The sequence below is a fragment of the Microbispora sp. CA-135349 genome (assembly GCF_050947365.1).
Taxonomy (GTDB): domain Bacteria; phylum Actinomycetota; class Actinomycetes; order Streptosporangiales; family Streptosporangiaceae; genus Microbispora.
In genome coordinates, this window is record NZ_CP192001.1 from 5706179 (window position 1) to 5728160 (window position 21982).

Annotated in this window: 19 protein-coding genes; 12 read left to right on the plus strand and 7 right to left on the minus strand. The window is 72.6% G+C overall.

Going from position 1 to position 21982, the window contains the following annotated elements; all coding sequences use genetic code 11:
* Positions 1–168: 168 nt before the first annotated feature.
* From ACQPZZ_RS26285 to ACQPZZ_RS26310, 6 genes are all read right to left on the minus strand, one after another.
* The gene (locus ACQPZZ_RS26285) at positions 169–1503 is read right to left on the minus strand and encodes an LLM class flavin-dependent oxidoreductase (protein ID WP_432923282.1); all 1335 of its coding nucleotides are present in this window, start codon (positions 1501–1503) and stop codon (positions 169–171) included.
* The gene (locus ACQPZZ_RS26290) at positions 1503–2396 is read right to left on the minus strand and encodes an ABC transporter permease (protein ID WP_432923284.1); all 894 of its coding nucleotides are present in this window, start codon (positions 2394–2396) and stop codon (positions 1503–1505) included. The genes ACQPZZ_RS26285 and ACQPZZ_RS26290 overlap by 1 nt, the downstream gene beginning before the upstream one ends.
* Positions 2389–3243 carry an ABC transporter ATP-binding protein gene (locus ACQPZZ_RS26295; protein ID WP_432923287.1) on the minus strand — a complete coding sequence of 285 codons (855 nt, stop codon included), beginning with the start codon at positions 3241–3243 and terminating at the stop codon, positions 2389–2391. The genes ACQPZZ_RS26290 and ACQPZZ_RS26295 overlap by 8 nt, the downstream gene beginning before the upstream one ends.
* On the minus strand, positions 3240–4259 hold the full coding sequence (locus ACQPZZ_RS26300) for an ABC transporter substrate-binding protein (protein ID WP_432923290.1): 1020 nt from the start codon (positions 4257–4259) through the stop codon (positions 3240–3242). Before ACQPZZ_RS26300 ends, ACQPZZ_RS26295 begins: the two co-directional genes overlap by 4 nt.
* 171 nt (positions 4260–4430) lie before the next feature.
* Entirely contained in the window at positions 4431–5378 is a 948-nt protein-coding gene (locus tag ACQPZZ_RS26305; RefSeq protein WP_432923293.1) for a TauD/TfdA dioxygenase family protein, read from the minus strand.
* A 100-nt stretch (positions 5379–5478) separates the two neighbouring features.
* The gene (locus ACQPZZ_RS26310) at positions 5479–6534 is read right to left on the minus strand and encodes an LLM class flavin-dependent oxidoreductase (protein ID WP_432923296.1); all 1056 of its coding nucleotides are present in this window, start codon (positions 6532–6534) and stop codon (positions 5479–5481) included.
* A 359-nt stretch (positions 6535–6893) separates the two neighbouring features.
* Between ACQPZZ_RS26310 and ACQPZZ_RS26315 the strand changes: the two genes are divergently transcribed.
* The 12 genes from ACQPZZ_RS26315 to ACQPZZ_RS26370 all read left to right on the plus strand — a co-directional run bounded on the left by ACQPZZ_RS26315 (position 6894) and on the right by ACQPZZ_RS26370 (position 20027).
* Positions 6894–8609 carry an ABC transporter substrate-binding protein gene (locus ACQPZZ_RS26315; RefSeq protein ID WP_432923299.1) on the plus strand — a complete coding sequence of 572 codons (1716 nt, stop codon included), beginning with the start codon at positions 6894–6896 and terminating at the stop codon, positions 8607–8609.
* 28 nt (positions 8610–8637) lie between these two features.
* On the plus strand, positions 8638–9582 hold the full coding sequence (locus ACQPZZ_RS26320; RefSeq protein ID WP_432923302.1) for an ABC transporter permease: 945 nt from the start codon (positions 8638–8640) through the stop codon (positions 9580–9582).
* 21 nt (positions 9583–9603) lie between these two features.
* Positions 9604–10479, plus strand: a complete 876-nt coding sequence (locus ACQPZZ_RS26325; RefSeq protein WP_432923305.1) for an ABC transporter permease — start codon at positions 9604–9606, stop codon at positions 10477–10479.
* Entirely contained in the window at positions 10476–12146 is a 1671-nt protein-coding gene (locus ACQPZZ_RS26330) for a dipeptide ABC transporter ATP-binding protein (protein WP_432923308.1), read from the plus strand. Before ACQPZZ_RS26325 ends, ACQPZZ_RS26330 begins: the two co-directional genes overlap by 4 nt.
* A gap of 12 nt (positions 12147–12158) precedes the next feature.
* Positions 12159–13394 carry an LLM class flavin-dependent oxidoreductase gene (locus ACQPZZ_RS26335; protein WP_432923311.1) on the plus strand — a complete coding sequence of 412 codons (1236 nt, stop codon included), beginning with the start codon at positions 12159–12161 and terminating at the stop codon, positions 13392–13394.
* A gap of 43 nt (positions 13395–13437) precedes the next feature.
* A complete protein-coding gene (locus tag ACQPZZ_RS26340; protein WP_432923314.1) occupies positions 13438–14448 on the plus strand; it encodes an LLM class flavin-dependent oxidoreductase in 1011 nt (336 codons plus the stop codon).
* A complete protein-coding gene (locus tag ACQPZZ_RS26345; protein ID WP_432923317.1) occupies positions 14445–15779 on the plus strand; it encodes an acyl-CoA dehydrogenase family protein in 1335 nt (444 codons plus the stop codon). Before ACQPZZ_RS26340 ends, ACQPZZ_RS26345 begins: the two co-directional genes overlap by 4 nt.
* A 62-nt stretch (positions 15780–15841) precedes the next feature.
* Positions 15842–16882, plus strand: coding sequence for an aldo/keto reductase (locus ACQPZZ_RS26350; protein ID WP_432923320.1), 1041 nt, complete (start codon positions 15842–15844; stop codon positions 16880–16882).
* Between the two features lie 14 nt (positions 16883–16896).
* Positions 16897–17928, plus strand: coding sequence for an aldo/keto reductase (locus tag ACQPZZ_RS26355; RefSeq protein ID WP_432923323.1), 1032 nt, complete (start codon positions 16897–16899; stop codon positions 17926–17928).
* Between the two features lies 1 nt (position 17929).
* Positions 17930–19060: an LLM class flavin-dependent oxidoreductase gene (locus tag ACQPZZ_RS26360; RefSeq protein WP_432923326.1), complete on the plus strand. Its 1131-nt coding sequence runs from the start codon at positions 17930–17932 to the stop codon at positions 19058–19060.
* Between the two features lie 5 nt (positions 19061–19065).
* Positions 19066–19464 carry an LLM class flavin-dependent oxidoreductase gene (locus ACQPZZ_RS26365; protein ID WP_432934551.1) on the plus strand — a complete coding sequence of 133 codons (399 nt, stop codon included), beginning with the start codon at positions 19066–19068 and terminating at the stop codon, positions 19462–19464.
* The gene (locus ACQPZZ_RS26370; RefSeq protein ID WP_432923328.1) at positions 19461–20027 is read left to right on the plus strand and encodes an LLM class flavin-dependent oxidoreductase; all 567 of its coding nucleotides are present in this window, start codon (positions 19461–19463) and stop codon (positions 20025–20027) included. The genes ACQPZZ_RS26365 and ACQPZZ_RS26370 overlap by 4 nt, the downstream gene beginning before the upstream one ends.
* Before the next feature lie 213 nt (positions 20028–20240).
* Here ACQPZZ_RS26370 and ACQPZZ_RS26375 read toward each other — a convergent pair whose 3' ends face one another.
* Entirely contained in the window at positions 20241–21980 is a 1740-nt protein-coding gene (locus ACQPZZ_RS26375) for a dipeptide ABC transporter ATP-binding protein (RefSeq protein ID WP_432934553.1), read from the minus strand.
* Positions 21981–21982 lie beyond the last annotated feature (2 nt).

A 21982-nucleotide genomic window follows, 5' to 3' on the forward strand; every position in this document is an offset into this window, starting at 1 on the left:
GACGGGTGGCCGCTGGAGCCGTCGGCGGTGATCCGGCCCCGGAACGGGTAGAGCGGCCCCGGACGGTCGGTCCGGCCCGGCCCGTACGGGCCGTGAGCGGCCACGTCGGCGGGACTGGCGTAGGCGGGTGCCCGGGTGGTCATGAGGTCTCCTTCCGTACGAAAGCAATCACGAGGCCACCGGCTCGAGCCGCTCGCCGGCGGCGTACGCCGAGGCGGGACGGGCGAGGCCGTAGTTCTCGCGCAGCGTCCGGCCCTCGTACTCGGTCCGGAACAGTCCTCTGGCCTGCAGTTCGGGTACGACCTGGTCGACGAAGTCCTCCAGACCTCCCGGCAGGACCGGCGGCATGATGTTGAATCCGTCCGCCGCGCCGTTCTCGAACCACTCCTGGATCTCGTCGGCGATCTGTTCCGGCGTGCCGGCCACGACCCGGTGGCCGCGTCCGCCGGCCAGGCGGACGAGAAGCTGCCGCACGGTCAGGTTCTCCCTGCGGGCGAGGTCGAGGACCAGCCGCCGGCGGCTCTGCGCCCCCTCCGTGTCCGCGGACACCTCCGGCAGGGGCCGGTCCAGCGCGTCCGGGGACAGATCGATCCCCACGAGATGGGACAGCTGCGCCAGGCCGTAGTCGGGGATGATGAGGTCGTTCAGCTCCTTCTCCAGCCGCAGCGCCTCGCGCTCGGTCGACCCGATGATCGGGGAGAGGCCGGGCAGGATCAGCAGCTCGCCGGGGCCTCTGCCGTGCCGCGCGACGCGGCGCTTCAGATCGGCGTAGAACTCCTGGCCGTCGGCGAGGGTCTGCTGGGCGGTGAAGACGGCCTCCGCGTGACGCGCGGCGAACTCCTTGCCGTCTTCGGAGGACCCGGCCTGGACCAGCAGCGGACGGCCCTGCGGGGGGCGGGAGGTGTTGAGCGGCCCGCTCACCTGGAAGTACCGGCCCGCGTGCTCGATCGGGTGGATCTTCTCGGTGTCGGCGTACACGCCCGCGCGGCGGTCGCCGACGACGGCGTCGTCCTCCCAGCTGTCCCACAGCTTGGTGACCACCTCGAGGAACTCGTCCGCCCGCGCGTAACGATCGGCGTGAGCCGGCCGCTCGACGCCGAAGTTGTGCGCCTCGGCCTCCCCCGCGGAGGTCACGATGTTCCACCCGGCCCGGCCCCCGCTGATGTGGTCCAGGGAGGCGAACCAGCGGGCGACGTGGAACGGCGCGTTGTACGTGGTGGAGACCGTGGCGATCAGGCCGACGTGGTCGGTGACCGCCGCCAGCGCCGACAGCAGGGTGAGGGGTTCGAGCCCGCCGAGCGCGTTGTGCCGCACGTCGCCCCGCAGGGCCAGCCCGTCGGCGAGGAAGACCGAGTCGAGCCTGCCCCGCTCGGCGATCCGGGCGAGCCGCTGGTAGTGCCGGACGTCGGTGAGGTGGGCGGGTTCGGCGCGTGGATGGCGCCAGGCCGCCTCGTGGTGTCCCACGCCCATGAGGAAGGCGTTCAGACGCAGCTTCCGGGTCATCAGACGGTCCTCCAGGTCGAGAAACGACGCTCCACGCGGAGCAGGAGCAGGTTGAACAGCAGACCGAGCGCGGAGATCGTGATGATCCCGGCGTACATGTCGGGGATGCGGAAGTTGAACTGGGAGTCCTGGACCAGGTAGCCGAGCCCGGCCTTGGCTCCGACCATCTCGGCGAAGAGCAGGACGAGGATGGAGTGGGCCCCCGCCATCCGGATGCCGGTGAAGATCGTGGGGACGGCGGCCGGCAGGATCACCTTCTGGAACAGGCGCAGCGGCCCGAGCCCCATGGAGCGGGCCGACTTGACCAGCAGCGGCTCGACGGTCCGCACGCCGCTGATGGTGTTGAGCAGGATCGGCCACGAGCAGGCGTAGAAGACAAAGACGATCTTTGACGGCTCGCCCAGGCCGAGGATCAGGATGAACACGGGCAGCAGCGCCACGGCGGAGGTGTTGCGGAACAGTTCGAGCACCGGGTTGAGGAAGTCGGCGACCGGCCGGTACCAGCCGATGGCCAGCCCGAGGGGAATGGTCACCGCGATGGCCAGGCCGAACCCTCCGAGTGAGCGGATCAGTGACGCCTCGAAGTGCTGGGCGAGCTGCCCGCCGAGGAGCAGGTCCCACCAGGCGAGCAGGACCTGTGACAGCGGCGGCACGAACACGGGATCGACCAGGCCGGCTCTGGGCAGCACCTCCCAGGCTCCGGCCAGCAGCACCAGAGCGAGCGTCCGCCGCAGAAGCAGCGCCGTCCACGGCGCGGCCCGGGCGAGGAGGCGCGCGCGCCGGCGTGCCCCGCCGTACACGGCCTGGGCGCCTTGGGCCTCGGCATCCCCGGCGTCGGCGCCTCCGGCATCGGTCGTCGCGGGGACCCGGGGGGTGGTGAGCGCGTCAGCCATGGGCCCGCTCCTGTTCGTGCTCCTGCTCGCGGGCGGCGGCGACCTCGTCGCGCAGCAGGGTCCAGACGTGGTGGCGGTATTCGCCGAAAGCCGGGTCGGCGCGCAGGTCCCCCTCACGGGAGTCGAACCGGACGTCGAGCACGTGCTTGACGCGGCCGGGCCGGGAGGTCATCACCGCCACCCGCTGCCCCAGATAGACGGCCTCGTCGATGCCGTGGGTGATGAACACCACGGTCTTGCCGGTCTTCTGCCAGATGTGCAGCAGTTCCTCCTGCAGCGACTCCCGGGTCTGGGCGTCGAGCGCGGCGAACGGCTCGTCCATGAGCAGCACCTCCGGGTCGCACGCCAGGCTGCGCGCGATCGCCACGCGCTGGCGCATGCCTCCGGACAGCTCGTGCGGGTACCGATGTTCGAACCCGGCCAGCCCGACCAGGTCCAGGTGGTGCCGGGCGCGTTCCGTGCGCTCCCGCCTCGGCACGCCTTTGGCCTCCAGCCCGAATTCGACGTTCGCCAGGGCCGTACGCCAGGGGAACAGCGCGTACTGCTGGAAGACCACTCCCCGGTCCGTGCCGGGCCCGTCGATGGGCCGGTCGTCGATGAGGATCTGCCCGGTGGTCGGCGTGGCGAGGCCGGCGACCAGGTCGAGCAGGGTGGACTTGCCGCATCCGCTGGGGCCGACCAAAGCGAGGAACTCCCCCGCGCGCACGTCGAGGTCGACCTCCTGAAGGGCGGCGAACGTCCGGCCGGATTCCCGGACCGGGAAGACCTTGCCGACGCCGCGCAGGCCGATCTTCACGGGTGCGGCGGACGCCTCGGCGAGGTTGTGCTCGGCGACGTTCACGGTCATGCGGCGCCTCCCGTGCCGAAGGGGTTGAACGCGTTGGTGTAAAGGTCGGAGAGCCGCACCTGGCCGGGCTTGATCTCGCCTTCGCGCTGCAGCCAGTCGATCCAGGTCTGGAACTCCCGGGGGGCGATCAGACCGCCCTTGCCGTGCACCCCGCTGCTCTTCCAGAACCCGACGGTCGTGGCGTCCTCGTTGCGGTGGCGCCTGGCGATGATCTGCTTGTATCTGGCGATCACCTCGTCGCGGGAATGGGTCTGCGTCCAGTCGATCGCCTTGGCGAAGGCCTCGACGAACCTGCGGGTCGTGGCCGGGTTGCGCTCGATGAACCGCTTGGTGAGCACGACGCTGCCGGCGGTGAAGGAGCCGAACAGGTCGACGTCCTTGAACAGCGGGTGGATGCCGCCGCGCTCCAGCGCCTTGTCGCGCAGCACGCCCGACAGTGCGGCCACGTCGATCTGCCCCTGGCGCAGCGCCTGTTCCGTGTTGACCGGCGGCACGACGACGAGCTGGACCTTCTCGATCTCCTGCGGGGTCAGGCCGCCGCGGCGCAGATACTCCTTGAGCGCGGCCTCCAGGTGGGCTCCCAGGGTGTTCACGCCGACCTTCTTGCCGATCAGGTCGCGCGGCCCCTTGATGGTGGACCCGTCGGCGACGTAGTAGCCGATATAGCTGTCGGCGTCGCTGCCGTAGTAGCCGATCACCGCCTTGATCGGAGCCCCCGCTCCGACCAGTTTGATGATCGCGCCGTTGAAGGCGCCGCCGAAGTCGGTCTGGCCGGTGGCGACCGACTGGATGTCCTGGGGCCCGGAGATGGTGTTGCCGACCCACTTGAGTGTGATGTTCCCGAGATAGCCCAGATCCTGGGCCAGCTCGGGAAAGGTGACCGCGCCGACGCTGCCCTGGTAGCGCAGCTCGGTGACCTCCGGCCCCGCCCCCGCCGATCCGGAGGCGGAGCCGCAGCCGGCGGCGAGGGCAACGGCCAGTGCGACGGACAGAAGAGCATGGGTGGTTCTGGTCACGACCGATCCTTGTGGAGGACGGGTTCGCTCGCGGAAGAGGCCGGGCGAACCGGGGGATGTGAGCGCGGGCGTCGTCGCGCGGGAACGCGGGAGAGATTCCGGGCCGGGTGGGGGGGCGCCGGGTCGCGCGTCCCCCGGCCGGGCCGGGGGATCCGCGCGGCGGGTCTCCGCTCAGGCGGCCACCGGCGAGAAGGCGCCGGCGTCGCCCTTGATCACGACGCTGGTGTCGCCGTCGATGCCCACCGGGATGTCGCCGGCCACCGTGATGCGGTGGAGTCGGCGCGGCCGGTCGTCGTAGTCCGCCACGGCGTAGTGCTGCGTGGCCCGGTTGTCCCAGATGGCGATGTCGCCGTCGCGCCAGGTCCACCGCACGGTGTTCTCGAGGCGGGTGATGTGCCGCTGCAGCAGGGCGAACAGGTCCTGGAAATCGGCGCTGCTCAGGCCGGTGAACGACCGGACGAAGTGGCCGAGCAGCAGGGACGGCTCGCCGGTCTCGGGGTGGATGCGGACGACGGGGTGCTCGGTTTCGAACTCGACGCTGCGGAACTCCTCGCGGTACTCCTCCTCCTTGACGTCGATCCCGCCGATCAGCGGGCGCTGCTGGGCGTAGTCGTAGAGGTTGGAGTGCACCGCGCGCAGCCGGCCGACCAGCGCCTGCAGGCCGGGGTGCAGCCGCCGGTACGCCTCCACCGTGTTGGCCCACACCGTGGTCCCGCCGTAGGGCGGCAGCGTGATGGCGCGCAGCACGCTGATGGCCGGGATCCGGTCGACGAAGGTCACGTCGGTGTGCCAGCTGTTGGCCTTGCCCCGCTCGGAGTCGATCGGGAGGACGGCCCGGCCGTCACCGGTCACCGTCGGGTGCGGCTTGGTGACGGTGCCGAGCAGCGTGGTGAAGGCGAGCTGGTCGGCGTCGGTGGCGTGCTGCTGGTCGCGCAGGAAGACCACGCGGTGGCGGAGCAACGCGGCGCGCAACTCCGCGACCGCCGCGGGGCCGACCTCGCCGCCCACCCGGATGCCGCCGACGACGGCGCCGATCACCCCGCCGACCTGTGTGACCTCGATGTGCTGGTAGGAGTCGCCGATGCCGCCGAGCGTCTCGGGGTCGTGAAGCTGGGTCATGGACCGACACCTTTCGAGGGGAGCGATTTGTGCGGGATCACCCCCAGAGTGCAGTCCGGGCAAAGAAGAAGTCAACTATTCCTGTAGGTTGAATAGGAAATTACCTCAGCAGCGGGAGGAGCGTGTCGCCCTGGCGCTTGATCTCCGGCAGGTAGGGAGTGTCGGAGAGCACGAAGTGGGTGATGCCGAGGGCCTCGTACTTGCGCAGCGACTTCGCCACGTCCTCGGCCGAGCCGACCAGCCAGGTGGTCCCAGCGCCACCTCCGCCGAACCTGCCGGGGGTGGTGTAGAGGTTGTCGTCGAGCACCTCGCCCCGCGCGGCCAGCTCCAGCAGCCGCTGCTGGCCGACGGCGGCGTGCCGGTTCGGGTCGCGGGTGATGACGCCCTGCGCCATCTCCGCGACCTTGGCCTCGGCGTCGGCCCAGGCCCGTTCGGTGGTGTCGCGCACCAGCGTGGTGACGCGCAGCCCGAACTCCAGCGGAGGAAGCTCGCGCCCGAGCCGCTCGCCGAGCCGCTTGAGTCTCTCGATCCGCTCGGCGACGCCGTCGAGCGGCTCGCCCCAGAAGAGCTGCACGTCGGCCTCGGTCGCGGCCACCCTCTCCGCGGCCCCGGAGGCGCCGCCGAAGTACAGCCGGGGGTGCCTGCGCTCCCCCCGGACGACCGGTCGCGGCACCACGGTGGAGCCGGTGACACCGAAGTGATCGCCGTGGTAGGTGACGTTCTCCTCGGTCCACAGGCGGCGCACGATCCGCATGAACTCCCTGGTGCGGGCGTAGCGGTGGGCCTGGTCGCCCTCACTGTCGCCGTACGCCGCCAGGTCGTCCTTGCCCGACACGATGTTGACCAGCACTCGCCCTCCGGTGAGACGGTCCAGGGTCGCGGCGGCGGAGGCGAAGTTGGCCGGACGCCAGTAGCCGGGCCGGATCGCGATCAGCGGCTGGAACGTCGTCGTCCGCGCGGCCAGCGCGGCGGCGACCGTGAAGGTGTCGGGACGCCCCCAGCCGGTGCCGATGAGCGCCCCGCCCCAGCCATGCTCCTCCAGAGCTCTGGCGTGGCCGGTGAGGGTCTCCAGGCTGTTGTGGTTCTCGACGACGTCGTCGCCGCGGTGCCCGGGCTGGTTCTGGTTGGGGATGTACCACAGGAACTCGAGGCTCATCGGCGGTTCTTCCTGTTCGTTGCTGTCGACGACGCGGGCAAACATGACCTGTGACTTAGATCACCCTTAACCCTAGTGTTCATGTAGGTAAAGTGTAGTTTGTGATCGGGTTGGTTCGGCACTCCAGGCGCGAGATCGACTTCGCCTTCTTCGCCGGCGCGCTGTGTCAGCGCTGACGGGCTCTGTCGCCGTTCTCGGGTAGGTGCCCGCGTCGGCGGCCAGGCCGCAATGTCGGCATGGCTCCGCGCCATGCCCACCCGCGCATCCCGTGGTGGTGCGCGCCCCTCTTCCCTCTCCCCACGCCGCCTGTCGCGTGCCCTCCGAGCACGCCGCGTGCCCTACCAGCACAAGGAACGTTCATGTCCGACCTTCGCAGTGCAATCGAACGCGCCACCCCGAGGCGCAGGAGGTGGCCCTGGGTCGCCGGCGCCGTCGCCGTCCTCCTGGTCGCCGGAAGCGGATTCGCCCTCACCCGCGGTGACGGCGCCCCCGGCCGGGCCGCGACCGCGGGCACGCCCGTCCGCGGCGGCACGCTGCAGTTCGCCCTCATCGACTACCAGCGCAGCCCGGACCCGCAGTGGGGGACCAACTACGCCGAGTCGCTCATCGGGAACAACATCACCGACAAGCTGACCTGGCAGGACCCGGAGACCGGCGAGATCACCCCGTGGCTGGCGCAGTCGTGGGAGTACAACAAGGACCTCACCGAGTTCACCTTCCACCTGCGCAAGGACGTCACCTTCAGCGACGGCACCCCGTTCGACTCCGCGGTGGTCAAGGCCAACTTCGACCAGTACGTGCACGGCGACGAGAAGCTGGGCGTCAACCCCAACGGCGCCGTCCTGCTGCCCGGCTACATCGAGACGCGCACCCCCGACCCGCACACCGCCGTCGTCCGCTTCGAGAAGCCGCTCGCGAGCTTCCTGCAGGCCTCGTCGTTCACCGCCAACGCCCAGCCCGGGTTCCTGTCGCTGTCGACGCTGAAGCTCAGCGCCGAGGAGCGGTCGGACCCGAAGAAGGTGATCGGCACCGGTCCCTTCGTGTACGAGTCGTGGCAGCCACAGGTCAGGACCGTCCTGGCCAGGCGCAAGGGCTACAACTGGGCGCCGCCGGCGCTCAAGCACCAAGGCGAGGCCTATCTCGACAGGATCGTCTTCAACACGATCCCGGAGGCCAGCGTCCGGACCGGCTCGCTGACGTCCGGCGCCGTCGACGCCACCCTCGACGTGGGCACCACGGACGAGAAGCCGCTGGCCGACCAGGGCTTCACGATCATCCACAGAGGCGTCTCCGGCACCGCCATCTTCTTCAACTTCAACTCGCAGCTCTTCCCGACCGACGACATCGCGGTACGCAGAGCGATCCAGCTCGGCTGGGACCGCGACGCGATCAGGAAGACGGTGCTCACCGACTCCTACTCCGTGGCGACCTCGGTGCTCGCCCCATCGGTCCCCGGGTACGCGGACTACAGCGGCTCGGTGCTGCGGTACGACCCCGAGAAGGCCGGGCGCCTCCTCGACGAGGCCGGCTGGAAGCGGGGCCCGGACGGCATCCGGGTCAAGGACGGCAGGAAACTCGTGGTCAAGCTGCTCGGCATCAGCAACCTGGTGGTCAACAAGCCGGCGTACGAGTCGATCCAGCAGGACCTGAAGAAGATCGGCGTCGACCTGGAGCTCACCGTCGTCCCGATCCCCGACTACACGGCCCAGCTGGCCAAGGCGAAGACCGACTGGAACATCACCGCCGCCAACCGCTCGCGCAACGACCCCGCGGTCCTCAATCTCCAGTACGGCCCGCGGCTCGGCAACGGCTCCTTCGTCACGAAGGACTCCCCCGGCATCGACGTGGACGACGTCACGCGGACCCTGGGCAAGCTGGAGCTCACCCTCGACCCGGCCACGCGCGCGCAGTACGCCAAGGCGGCCCAGGACCTCCTGCTCGACAAGTACGCGCTGGTGAACCCGGTCTACAACCCCTCGCAGGTGATCGCCCACGCGGGCTACGTCCACGGAATCGTGTTCGACGCCCAGTCCCGCAACCACTTCGTGGACACGTGGAAGAGCAACGGCAGGTGACGGGCCCCGCCACCGAGGAAGGAGCGTCGTGCTGCGCTACCTGGCGCTGAAGATCGGCCGGGCTCTGTTCGTGGTCTGGGCCGCGTTCACCCTGACCTTCGTCCTGCTGTTCGTGCTGCCGGCCGACCCGGTGGATCTGCTCTTCGACCCCGCCGAGGTCAACGCCGTGCCGCCGGAGGTCCGCGAGCAGGTGGCGGCGAACTACGGCTTCGACAGGCCGGTGCTCCTGCAGTATCTGGCCCGGCTGGGACACGCGCTGACCGGCGACTTCGGCGCCTCGGTGCAGTCGGGCCGGCCGGTCGTCGCCACGATCCTCGACGTGCTGCCGAGCACCCTCGTCCTCGCGGCAGGCGCCCTCGCGCTGGCGCTGCTCATCGCCTTCGTGATCGCGCTCGGCGCGACCGCGACCCGCCGCGCGTGGGTGCGGAACCTGGCCGAGGCGCTGCCGTCGGGCGCGGTCTCGGTGCCGGTCTTCCTCTCCGGAATCCTGATGCTGCAGATCTTCTCGTTCCGGCTCGGCTGGTTCCCGGCCTTCGGTGACAGGGGCGCGCGAAGCCTCGTCCTGCCGCTCGTCACCCTGGCCATCCCGGTGTCGGGCCCGATCGCGCAGCTCCTCGTCCGCAGCTTCGCGGCCGAGTTCCGCTCCGGCTACGTGACGACGAGCTGGGCGAAGGGGGCGACCCGCGGCGGCATCATCGTCCGCGACGTCTTCCGCAACGCCGGGCTGCCCGCGCTCACCATCGCCGGCATCACGTTCGGCAACCTGATCGCCGGCTCGGTCGTCACCGAGACCGTCTTCGCCCGCCAGGGCGTCGGCCGGATGACGCAGGCGGCGATCAACACGCTGGACGTCCCGCTCGTGCAGGGGGTCGTCGTGCTCGTCGCCGCCGGTTTCGCGCTGATCAACCTGATCGTCGACCTGATCTACCCGCTGCTGGACCCGCGGCTGCGGGCCACGCTCGCCGTCGGCTGAGCCGGGCGTGAGGAGGAAGTGATGACCGTCGAACTCGACACGTTCGCGGCGGGCAACCGGCCCGGCCTCGCCCGCCCGCTCGTCAGGCGCCTCGGGGAGCTCACCCGGCAGCCGATCCTCGTGGCGTCGTGGATCGTCGTGCTGGTCGTGATCGGCTGGGCGATCGCCCCCGGCCTGTTCACCTCGTACGGCCCCTATGACGGCGACACCGCCGCGAGCTTCGTGCCGCCGAGCGCGGAGCACTGGTTCGGCACCGACCGGCTGGGCCGCGACCTGTTCGCCCGCAGCGTGTACGGCGCGCAGACGACCCTGACCGCGACCCTGCTGGCCGTCCTCATCGCCTTCGGCGTCGGCACGCTGGTCGGGCTGGTCGCCGGTTTCGCCGGAGGAGTCGTGGACACCGCGATCATGCGGGTGGCCGACGTGTTCCTGGCGATCCCCAGCCTGCTGCTCGCGATGGTGGTGGTCTCCGTCCTGGGCTACTCCACACAGAACATCGCCGTGGCGGTCGGCATCTCCTCCATCGCGTCGTTCGCCCGGGTGATGAGAGCCCAGGTGCTCGCGGTCGTGACCCAGGACTACGTCAGAGCGGCGTACGGCCTCGGTGTCGGCCGGCTGGGCGTGATGCTCCGGCACGTCGTGCCCAACGCGCTCAGCTCGGTGATCGCGCTGGCGGCGCTGGAGATCGGAACGGCCGTGCTCGCCGTCGCCTCGCTCGGCTTCCTCGGCTACGGAGCGCCGCCGCCGCAGCCGGAGTGGGGCCTGCTGGTGGCCGAGGGCCGCGACTACGTGGCGGTCCACCCCTGGGCCTCGATCATGCCCGGCGTGGCGCTCGCGATCGTCGTCATCGCCACCCACCGCATCAGCACCTCCTACCGGAAGGACCACGGCCGATGACGGACGCACACGAGGAGAGGCGGGACCCGCTGCTGCGGATCACCGGCCTCGTCGTCGACTACCGGGCGGGACGCCGCCAGTGGACGCCCGCCGTCCGCGGCGCGGACCTGCACGTCGGGCCGGGCGAGTTCGTCTCGCTCGTCGGAGAGTCCGGCTCGGGCAAGACCACCCTGGTCCAGGGCGCGCTCGGCCTGCTGCCGGAGTCCGCGCGGATCCGAACCGGTTCGATCGCCTACTCCGGCGTCGACGTCACGGGCTGGAACGACCGGCGGATGGCGTTGGTGCGGGGCAACTACGTGGGCTTCATCCCCCAGGACCCGAACACGTCGCTGAACCCGTCCAAGAGGGTCGGGCGGCAGGTGATCGAGGCGGTCCGGTTCAACGAGCCCGGAACGCGCGACGCCGCACGGCACAGGGACGCAGCGCTGGAGAGCCTGCGCACCGCCGGGCTCAAGGACGCCGAGCGGGTCTTCCACCAGTACCCCCACGAGCTCAGCGGCGGCATGAAGCAGCGTGCGCTCATCGCGATCGCACTGGCGGGCAAACCGAAGATCATCGTGGCCGACGAGCCCACCAGCGCGCTCGACGTCACCGTCCAGAAGGTCATCCTCGACCATCTGGTGCGGCTGCGCGAGGAGCTCGGCATCGGCGTTCTCCTTGTCACCCACGACCTCGGCGTCGCGCTCGACCGCTCGGACCGGATCCTCGTCATGCGCGACGGCGAGATCGTGGAGGAGGGCCCGGTCCGCCGGGTGCTGGAGAACCCGGCCGGTGACCACACCCGCCGGCTGCTCGACGCGGCGCCCGCCCGGCACGCCGGCCGGCTGGAGCCCGCCTCCGGCGCGCGCCCGGTCTCCGCCGCCGCCCCGGAGGTGCTGCGGGCGCGCGAGCTCACCAAGACCTACCGGCTGCGCGGCCGGGGCCCCACGCGTGAAGTGCGGGCGCTGGACGGCGCCGATCTGGTCGTACGCGAGGGCACCACGCACGCGATCGTCGGCGAGTCCGGCGCGGGCAAGTCGACGCTGGCGAGCATCCTGGCCCGTTTCACCGTCCCCGACCGCGGCACGGTGCACCTCGGCGACCGGGAGCTGACCGGCCTGTCCCGCAGGCGGCTGCGGGAGGTCCGCAGGGACCTGCAGTTCGTGTTCCAGAACCCGTTCACCTCGCTCGACCCGCGGTTCACGGTGGGCGAGATCGTGGCCGAGCCGCTGCGCGCCTTCGGTCTGACGCCCGGCAGGCGGGAACGGACGGCCCGCGTGATCGAACTGCTGAAGGCGGTCGCCCTGGACGAGAGCCACCTGCGCCGGCTGCCGAGCCAGCTGTCCGGAGGCCAGCGGCAGCGCGTCGCGATCGCGCGGGCGCTGGCGCTCAACCCCCGGATCCTGGTGCTCGACGAGGCGGTGAGCGCGCTGGACGTGTCGGTCCAGGCCCAGATCCTGCGGCTGCTGGTCGACCTGCAGGCCGAGTACGGCCTCAGCTACGTGTTCGTGACCCACGACCTCGGCGTCGTACGCCTGATCGCCGACGACGTCACGGTGATGAAGGACGGCGCCGTGGTCGAGACCGGCCCGGTCGAGCAGGTGTTCCGCTCGCCGCGGCACGAGTACACCCGGGAACTGCTGGAGGCGATCCCGGGAACCCGGTTCGCCGTCGCCGGCGCGCGCTAAGGAGATCCACCCGTGACACACCTGCACCTCAACGTCAACATCCTCAACGCGGGCGTCTTCGGCGGCTCGTGGCGGTTTCCCGGCACCGACGGCACCGCGAGTTACACGATCGAGCACTACGTCTCGATCGCGAAGAAGGCCGAGGCGGCCAAGCTCGACGCGGTCTTCCTGGCGGACGGCCCGTCGCTCGACCCCCAGATCAGGCACCGTACGGCCAACAACTTGGAACCCACGACCGTGCTGGCGCGGATCGCCGCGCACACCGAGCGGATCGGCCTGATCGGGACGCTGTCGTCGTCCTACAACGACCCGGCCGAGCTGGCGCGCCGCCTCGGCGACCTCGACCACGTCAGCGGCGGCCGCTTCGGCTGGAACGTGGTCACCACCGCGGGGGCCGTGGCGGCGCGCAACTTCGGCCGGGCCGGGGAACCCGGCCACGCACTGCGCTACCGCCGCGCCGCCGAGTTCACCGAGCGGGTCGTCGCCGCCTGGGCGGGCCGGACGGCCCTCGTCTCCCCGCAGGGCCGGCCGGTCGTGGTGCAGGCGGGCGGCTCCGGCGACGGCCGCAGGCTCGCCGCACGGGTCGGCGAGGTGATCTTCTCCGCCGACCAGGACCTCGACCACGCGCGCGCGTTCCGCGCCGGGATCCGCGACGGCGCGGCCGCGTTCGGGCGGCGTCCCGAGGACGTCGTGGTCCTGCCCGGGCTGTCCACCGTCGTGGGCGGCACCGAGGCCGAGGCCAGGGCGCGGCGTGAGCTGCTTGACGAGATCCTCCCCGGCGAGTACGCCCGCAACCGGCTCGCGGCCCAGCTCGGCGTTTCGCTCGACGGGCTGTCCGACGACGAGCCGATCCCGGCCGGGCTGCTGGTCGATCCCGACGAGGCCGGCGGCTCGCAGACCTTCTACCGGGTCGTCAAGACGATCATCGACAGGGAGCGGCCGACGCTCGGCCGGCTGCTGAAGAAGCTCTCCGGGGGCGGTGGTCACCGGATCGTCGTGGGGACGCCGGAGCAGATCGCCGACGACATCGAGCGGTGGTTCCGCGCCGGCGCGGCCGACGGGTTCAACGTGATGCCCGACGTGCTCCCGTCGGGCTTCGACGACTTCGCCGACCACGTGGTTCCCGAGCTGCGGCGTCGCGGCCTGTTCCGCACCGACTACGAGGGGACGACCCTTCGCGGCCACCTCGGGCTCGGTCTTCCCGCCGCCGGGCCGTACGAGCGCCGTCCCCTGGAGGCGGCCCTGTGAGCGGCCCGCGGCGATCCGTCCCACAACCGAAAGTGATCTTCTCATGAGTACAGTCATCCAGCTCGCTCTCGCGGTCGGGGAACCGGTGGACCGGCCGGCCGAAGGGCCGGCGCCGGTGTCGCTCGCCGACGCCGTCGTCATCGCGGCGGCGGCCGAAGAGGCCGCAGTCGCGGCGATCAGGCTGCTCGACGGCGTGGCCGCGGGGCACGTCCTCGACCCGACCGTGGTGGGCGCCTACCTCGCCGGCCGCCACGACCGCGTCGGCTACGTCGCCGAGGTCCCGACGACGCGCAACGCGCCGTACAACGCGGCACGCCGCGTGCTCTCCCTCGACCGGGCGACGGGCGGCCGGGCCGGCGTCGCGCTGCGGGCGGGCGACGGCGACGAGGTGAGCCAGGCCACGGCCCCGCACCCCGGCGCCGCCGATCCCGTCCGGCGCTGGGCGGAGTACGCCCAGGTGCTGACCCGGCTGTGGGAGTCGTTCCCGCGCGCGGCGCTGATCGGCGACCAGGAGGCCGGCGTCGTCGTGGACGACGCGCTCATCAGGGCGATCGACCACGAGGGCGCCTTCTACCGGGTCGCCGGCCCGCTGGACGGGCCTTCGTCGGCGCAGGGACGCCCGGTCGTCGTCGCCGACCTCGCCGACTTCGGGGGCCCCCTCGGCGTGACGGCGGTCGCGCGGTCCGCGGACGTCGTCGTGGTGGACCGGGAGCGGGCCGCCGGCGCGGACGCCGCGCTGACGGAGGCGCTGCGACGAGCCGGCCGGTCCCGGAAGGAGGTCGCGCTGCTCGGCCGGGTCGAGGTCGCCCCGGACGACGTGGCGAGCTCCCCGGCCGCCGCGGCTCTCGGTGACGGGCTCCGCGCCTGGGCGGGCGAGCACCGTCTGGACGGGTTCGAGCTGGCGCCCACGGGCGGCGCCGACGCGGTGATCGCCGCGCTCCGGGCGTTGCCGCCGCGGCTGACGGACGCCGCCGGTCCGCCGTCCCCCGCCGCGCGCCCGCTCACCCTGAGGGCCGCGCTGGGCCTGCCCGAACTTTCGGCGGTGGCGGCGTGACCCCCCGGCAGGCCGGAACCGGCAGGATCGAGACAGCACAGCCCGGCACGGCGAGCACCATCGCGGGGACGGTCGCGGGGACCGTCGCGGAGGTCTCCCCCGGCCATGCCGGCGACCACCCCGCCACCGGCACCCGTGACGGCGACCACCGTGACGGTTACACCGTGGACGGCATCCGCGCCGCCGTCTCTCCCATCCTGCGGCGGCTGCGTGCGGGCGCCCGCGAGCGCGAGCTCACCCGCGCGTACGCGTTCGACGACGTCCGGGCGCTCGCCGCCGAGCGGATCACCCTGATCGGCGTCGGCGTGGAGGACGGCGGCGCCGGCGGCACGGTGCGGGACGTGGCCGACCTGGTCGTCGCCATCGCGCGGGCCGATTCCAATGTGGCCCAGGCGCTGCGCAGCAGCTTTCTCACCGCCAACCATGTGGCGAGCCGGCGCGACCTGCCCAACCGGGCGGTGACCCTGCGGCGCCTGCGCGACGGCGACCTGTTCGCGGGCACCGCCAACGAGCGCAGCGGCGGCGCCAGCGGGTCGGTCGGCACCACCATCCGGCGTGACGGCGACGGATACGTCGTCAACGGCGAGAAATACTACTCCACGGGCGGGCTGTACGCCTCGTGGTTCTCCGGACTCGCCAAGGACGAGGACGAGACCGTGCTGAGTTTCACGGTGCCGGTGGACCGCGACGGGGTGGAGCGGCTCGACGACTTCGACGCGGTGGGCCAGCGGCTGACCGCGAGCGGCACCACCCGGCTGGTGAACGTGCGGGTCCGCGAGGACGAGGTCACGGTCCGCGACGTCGCCCTGCTCGACAACCCCTGGCTGGGCGCGTTCGCCCAGCTCTACCTGGCGGCGGTCGAGGCGGGCATCGCCGCCGCGGCGCTCGACGACGCGGTCTGGTTCGTGCGGGAGAAGGCCCGGCCGATCAAGCACAGCACGGCGGCCAGAAGCGTCGACGACCCCTACGTCCGCCAGACCGTGGGCGAGATCGCGGCCCGGGCCCAGGCCGCCCGGTCGGCGGTGCTGTTCGCCGCCGAAGCGGTGCAGAGCGTGCGCGGCCTGACCGGCTCACGGGCCCGCGCGGCCGGCGCGGAGGCCTCGGTCACCGTGGCGCAGACCGGTGTGATCGCCATCGAGTCCGCACTGCGCGCCGCCGAGCTGCTCTTCGACGTCGCGGGCGGCTCGATCACCAACCGCGACCTCGGCTTCGACCGGCACTGGCGCAACGCCCGCACGGTCGCCAACCACAACCCGCGCCAGTGGAAGGCGGCCGTCGCGGGCGCCTACCACCTCACCGGGGAGGACCCGCCGACGAGCGGGCTCTTCTGACCTCGGGCTCTTCACGACACGGGGCTTTCGAACACAGGGCCCTTCGAACACGAGAGGAAACCATGACCAGCAAGGTCAACCGGACGCTCGGCCGCACCGGCGTCCTGGTCAGCCCGCTCACGCTCGGCACGATGAACTTCGGCCGATGGCAGGAGGAGGGCGAGAGCATCCGGATCATCCGGGCCGCCCTCGACGCCGGCGTCACGGCCGTCGACACCGCCGACGTCTACAGCCAGGGCGTGTCGGAGGAGATCGTCGGCAGGGCGATCAAGGGCCGTCGCGACGACGTCTTCCTGGCCACCAAGTTCCACGGGCAGATCGGGGACGACCCCCGGCACGCCGGCAACTCGCGCCGCTGGATCGTCCGCGCCGTGGAGGACAGCCTGCGCCGGCTCGGCACCGACCGCATCGACCTCTACCAGGCGCATCGGCCCGACCCGCACACCGACCTGCTGGAGACGCTGCGGACGCTCGACGACCTGATCCGTCAGGGCAAGATCCTCTACTACGGCACCTCGGTCTTCCCCGCGCACCAACTCGTCGAGGCGCAGTGGCTGGCCGACAGGCACGGGCTCGTCGCCCCGCACACCGAGCAACTGCCGTACTCCCTGCTCGTCCGCAGCGCCGAACGGGAGGTCTTCCCCGTCACGCGGAAGTACGGCGTCGGCGTTCTCGCCTACGGTCCGCTGGCCGCCGGCTGGCTGTCCGGCAGGTACCGCGTCGGCGGCGAGCAGCCGGAGTCGGCGCGCGCCGAGCTCATCCCCGGCCGGTTCGACATCACCCTCGAACGCAACCGGCGCAAGCTCGCCGCCGCCGACGCGCTGGCCCGGCTCGCGGAGGACAACGGCCTCACGCTGGTCGACCTGGCCCTGGCGTTCGCGCTCAACCACCCGGCGGTCAGCAGTGTGATCATCGGCCCGCGCACGATCGAGCACCTGGACGCCTACCTGAAGGCGGCCACCGTCGAGCTGAGCGAGGACGTCCTCGACCGCATCGACGAGATCGTCGACCCGGGCACCCACTTCATCGAGCGCGACACCGGCCGCGACACCCCGTCCCTGCAGCCGGCCGCGCTGCGCCGCGCCCACACCGACAACGCCTGACGAAGAGGACATCCATGAGCTACGGCGCCTACGACACGACCTACGCGGCGGCCGAGGACCGCTACGAGAAGCTGGAATACCGGCGTGCCGGCGACTCCGGTCTCGACCTGCCGGCCATCTCCTTCGGCCTGTGGCAGAACTTCGGCACCGACCACCCGTACGAGACGCAGCGCGAGATCGTCCTGCACGCCTTCGACCTGGGCATCACCCACTTCGACAACGCCGACAGGTACGGCCCGCCGCACCGCGCCGCGCAGAAGTTCTTCGGTACGGTGCTCAGGCGGGACCTCGCGCCGTACCGCGACGAGCTGATCCTGTCGACCAAGGCGGGCAACCCGATCGGCCCCAGCCCCTACCTCAAGGGCGGCTCGCGCAAGTCGCTGCTCACCTCCCTGGAGCACAGCCTGCGCGACCTGGGCACCGACTACGTCGACATCTTCTACAGCCACAGCCCCGACCCGGCCACGCCGCTGGAGGAGACCGTCGGCGCCCTCGTCAGCGCCGTACGGCAGGGCAAGGCGCTCTACGCCGGAATCTCCAACTACCCGCCCGAGCGCGCCCACGAGGCGGCCGAACTGCTGCGCCAGGCGGGGGTGCCGCTGCTGGTCCACCAGCCCCGCTACTCGATCTTCGACCGCCGGCCCGAGACCGGCGGCCTGCTCAAACTGGCCGCGGAGGACGGATTCGGCCTGGTCGTCTACTCGCCGCTGGCACAGGGGCTGCTCACGGACAAGTACCTCGCCGGCATCCCGGCGGGCGCGCGGGCGGGCAACAGCACGTTCCTGTCACCGGACGTGATCGACGACACCTACCGGCGGCGGGCCGGCGAGCTCAACCGGATCGCCCAGGGGCGCGGCCAGTCGCTCGCGCAGCTGGCGCTGCAGTGGGTGCTGCGGCAGCCGCAGGTGACCTCGGCGATCATCGGGGCCAGCTCGACGGCGCAGCTGGACCACAACGTCAAGGCGCTCGGCTTTCCGCCGCTGACGGAGGAGGAGCTGGCGCTGATCGACGAGCACGGCGTGCACGGAACCGGACTGAGGCTCTGACATGACCGACCTCACCACGACGATCGGGGCCGGCGTCGAGGACGGCCGGCCCTTCCGCCTGGGTTTCCTGCTGCACCTCGACGGAGACCTGCCGCCGGGCAGGGCCTACCGGGAGGCGGTCGACCTGTTCGTGGCCGCCGAGGAGCTGGGCTACGACTCGGGATGGGTGATCCAGCGGCACTTCCGGCAGGGCAACGAGCACGTCTCCGCGCCCCTGGTCGTGCTCGCCGCGATCGCCGCGCACACCACCCGGATCCGGCTGGGCACCGGCGTGCTGGTGCTTCCGCTGGAGGACCCGCTCAAGACCGCGGAGGACGCGGCGACCCTCGACGAGCTCAGCGGCGGCCGTCTCGAACTGGGGGTGGGTTCCGGCCCCTTCCCCGGGGCCTGGGAGGCGTTCGGAAAGGACCTGGCCGACCGGCACCGGCTCTTCGACGCCTCCGTCGCGCGGCTGCACGAGGTGCTGGAGGGGGCGGCGCTGAACAGCCTGGGCGAGGTGCTCCACCCGCCCGCGGCCGGCCTGCGGCGGCGTCTGTGGCAGGCCACCACCGGTGACCCGGAGCTGGCGCACGCGGCGGCGGCCGCCGCGGGCCGCGCCGGTGACGGGCTGCAGCTGTCCCGCGCCACCGGCTGGCGTGGCGGCACCGTGCGCGAGGCGCAGCGGCAGCAGGCCGAGTGGATCGCGGCCTACCGTGCCGCCCACGAGGAGGCCCACGCGGCGGGCCGGAGAGCCGCACGGCCCGGACCCGGCCGTGAGCCCGAACCGCGGGTGCAGGTCTCCCGGGCCGTCTATCCCCACCCCGACAGGGCGGAGGCCGTGCGTCTGGTCACGCCCGGCGTGCGCCGCTGGCAGAGCTGGCTGTCCTCCCGGCGCGAGGTGGCCGACCTCGGCGTCGAGGAGTACCTGGAGGCCGACCACGCCCTGCTCGGGCCGCCGGAGGCGCTCGCCGCCGAGCTGGCCGCCGACCCGGCGCTGCGGCAGGTCACCGATCTGCTGGTGAGCTTCGTCCCCGGCGTGCCCGCGTTCGACGAACACGTCCGGCTGCTCACCGCCGGGGCCCGGGAGCTGGCGCCCCTGCTCGGCTGGCGTCCCGCCCGGCAACCCGTCGCGGTGCCGAGTGGGACGCCGTGACCGCAATGCATCTCGTCCTGTCGCTGATGACGCCCGGCCATTTCCGGCACGCCTGGCGGTTGCCGCACGCCGACCCGCTGGCCCACCTGGACATCGGCCACTTCCGGCGGCTGGCGCGGGCCGCCGAGGGGACCCGGCGGTTCCAGTCGCTCGACCACGTCACGAACGGCCGCGCGGCCGTCAACATCGTCACCACCGGCACGCCCCGCGCGGCGGCCACCTTCGGCCTGGCCGAGCACCCCGGCAAAGCGGCGCGTTATCGCCGGGCGCACGAGTTCCTGGAGGTGGTGACCCGGCTGTGGGACGGCTGGGAGCCGGACGCGATCGTCGCGGACAAGGAGAGCGGCCGGTACGCCGACCCCTCCCGCATCCACCGGATCGGCCACGAGGGCGAGGCGACGTGAAGGTCTCCCTCGGCGTGATGGTGCTCGTCGCCGCGACCGAGGAGGAGGCCCGGCGCCGGGAGCGCGAGCTGTACGCGACGCTGCCGATCGAGCGGCTGACGAAGGCGCTCGTCCGCGACCTTGGCCTGCCCGACGGCGCGTTCGGCCCGGACGACCCGATCACCGCCGCGGACCTTCCCGGCGCCGGGCCCGACGGCGCCTTCTCCGCCGGTTTCGGCGCGTCCACCCGGGCGCTGCTCGCGGAGGGCCCGCGCACTCCCCGTGAGCTGGTCCAGCGCAGCGCCGGCGGGTCCGGGCACCGGCTGCTCGCGGGCTCGGCCGAGCAGGTCGCCGTCGACCTGCAGTCGTGGTTCGAGGCGGGCACGGCGGACGGCTTCACGATCATGCCGGCCGGCACCGCCGTCGACCTGGAGAACTTCACCTCGCTGGTGGTGCCGATCCTGCGGGAGCGCGGCCTCTTCCGGAAGGAGTACACCCACCCCACGCTCCGGGCCCGCCTGGGACTGCCCGGCCGGGTGCGATCGGGTGCGGCGCGGCAGGCTGTCCGGCCCGGCCCCGGATGAGCCCGACGGGCGTCGGCGCGGTGGGCGCCGGGCCGGGGCGGCGGCAGCAGCCCCGGCCGGCACCGGCCGGTCGGGATCGAGGAGCGCCGGGTCCACGCGCAGCTTCATGCCGAGCCCCTGCAGCCCGCGCGTCGGCCCCCGGGTGCCGCCAGGCGGCCGGATGGGCGCCGAGGCCGCCGAGCAGGTTGACGTTGAGGTGCAGCTCGCTGGCGCTCATGACGGCGTCCTTTCCCCGGCGTGGTCCACGTCCTCGGCCCGGGCCCGGTCCGCGACCCGGTCCGCGCCCCGGGCCGTGTCCCCGGCGGGTGCCACGGGCCGTGCCCGCAGGCCCGGAACGGCGGCCAGCAGGGCCCGCGTGTAGTCGTGGCGCGGCTCGGCGAACAGCCGCCCGGCCTCGCCCGCCTCGGCCACCGTGCCGTCCTTCATCACCACCACGTGGTCGGCGATCTGCCGGACGACGGCCAGGTCGTGCGAGATGAACAGGTACGACACGTTCAGCTCGGCTTGGAGGGCGGCCAGCAGCTCCAGCACCTGGGCCTGCACCGACACGTCGAGTCCGGAGACCGGCTCGTCGCAGACCACGAGGGCGGGTTCGAGCGCGAGCGCCCTGGCGATGGCCACCCGCTGCCGCTGCCCGCCCGACAGACGGGCCGGACGGCGGTCGTGCAGGGCGGGCGGCAACGCGACCCTGGCCAGCAGTTCCCGTGCCCGCTCCCTCCGGGAGCGCCGCCCGCCCACGCCGAAGATCCGCAGCGGCTCCGCCACGATCTCGGCGGCGGTGAAGCGCGGGTCGAGCGAGGCGTACGGGTTCTGGTGGACGAGCGCCATCCTGCGCCGGAACGGCCGCAGCTCCCGGCGGCCGAGCGCGGTGAGGTCCTCGCCCTCGAACAGCACCCGTCCCGCGGTGGGCTCGGCCAGGCGGGTGACCAGCCGGGCCGTGGTCGACTTGCCCGACCCCGACTCGCCCACCAGGGCGACCGTACGGCCGGCCGGGACGGTGAAGCTCACCCGGTCGACGGCGCGGACGGTGCGCGGCCCGGCCGAGGCGCGCGGCAGCGGGAAGTCCTTGACCAGCCCCTCGGCGACGAGCAGATCGGGCGGTGGCGTGTGCGGTTCCCTGTCCCGCGTGACGAGGCGGCGCGGGCGCAGGCCGGGCGCCGCCGCGACCAGGGCGCGGGTGTAGTCGTGCCGCGGCGACTCCAGGATCTCGCGGGCGGCGCCGGTCTCCACCACCCGGCCCTGTGACATCACCACGACCCGGGAGGCGCGTTCGGCGGCCACGCCGAGATCGTGGGTGATCAGCAGCACCGCGGTGCCGAGCTCCCGGGTGAGCGTGTCGAGGTGGTCGAGGATCTGCCGCTGCACCGTCGCGTCGAGCGCGCTGGTCGGCTCGTCGGCGATCAGCAGTCTCGGCCGGGCGGCCAGCGCGATCGCGATGAGCACCCGCTGCCGCATGCCGCCCGACAGCTCGTGGGGGTACTGCCGGGCGCGCACGGCCGGGTCCGGCAGGCCTGCCTGGGCCAGCAGCTCGACGGCGGCGAGGCGGGCGGCGCCGCGGCCGGCCAGCCCGTGCACGACGAGCACCTCCGCGACCTGCGTGCCGACCCGCTGCACCGGGTTCAGCGACACCATCGGGTCCTGCGGCACCAGCGCGATGTCCCGCCCGCGCAGCGCACGCATGCCTCTCGGCCCGAGCGCGGTGAGCTCCTGCCCGTCGAACCGCAGCGTGCCGCCGTCGATCCGGCCGCCCGGCGGCAGCAGCCCCACGACGGCGTGCGCGAAGGTCGACTTCCCCGACCCCGACTCCCCCACCACGGCGACCACCTCGCCGCGGCCGACGGTCAGGTCGATCCCCCGCAGGGCGGGCCGGCCGCCGTACGAGACCCGGACGCCCGCGGCGTCGAGCAGCCCGGTCACCGCCGCCCCGGTCACCCCCATCCCGGACACCTCCATCC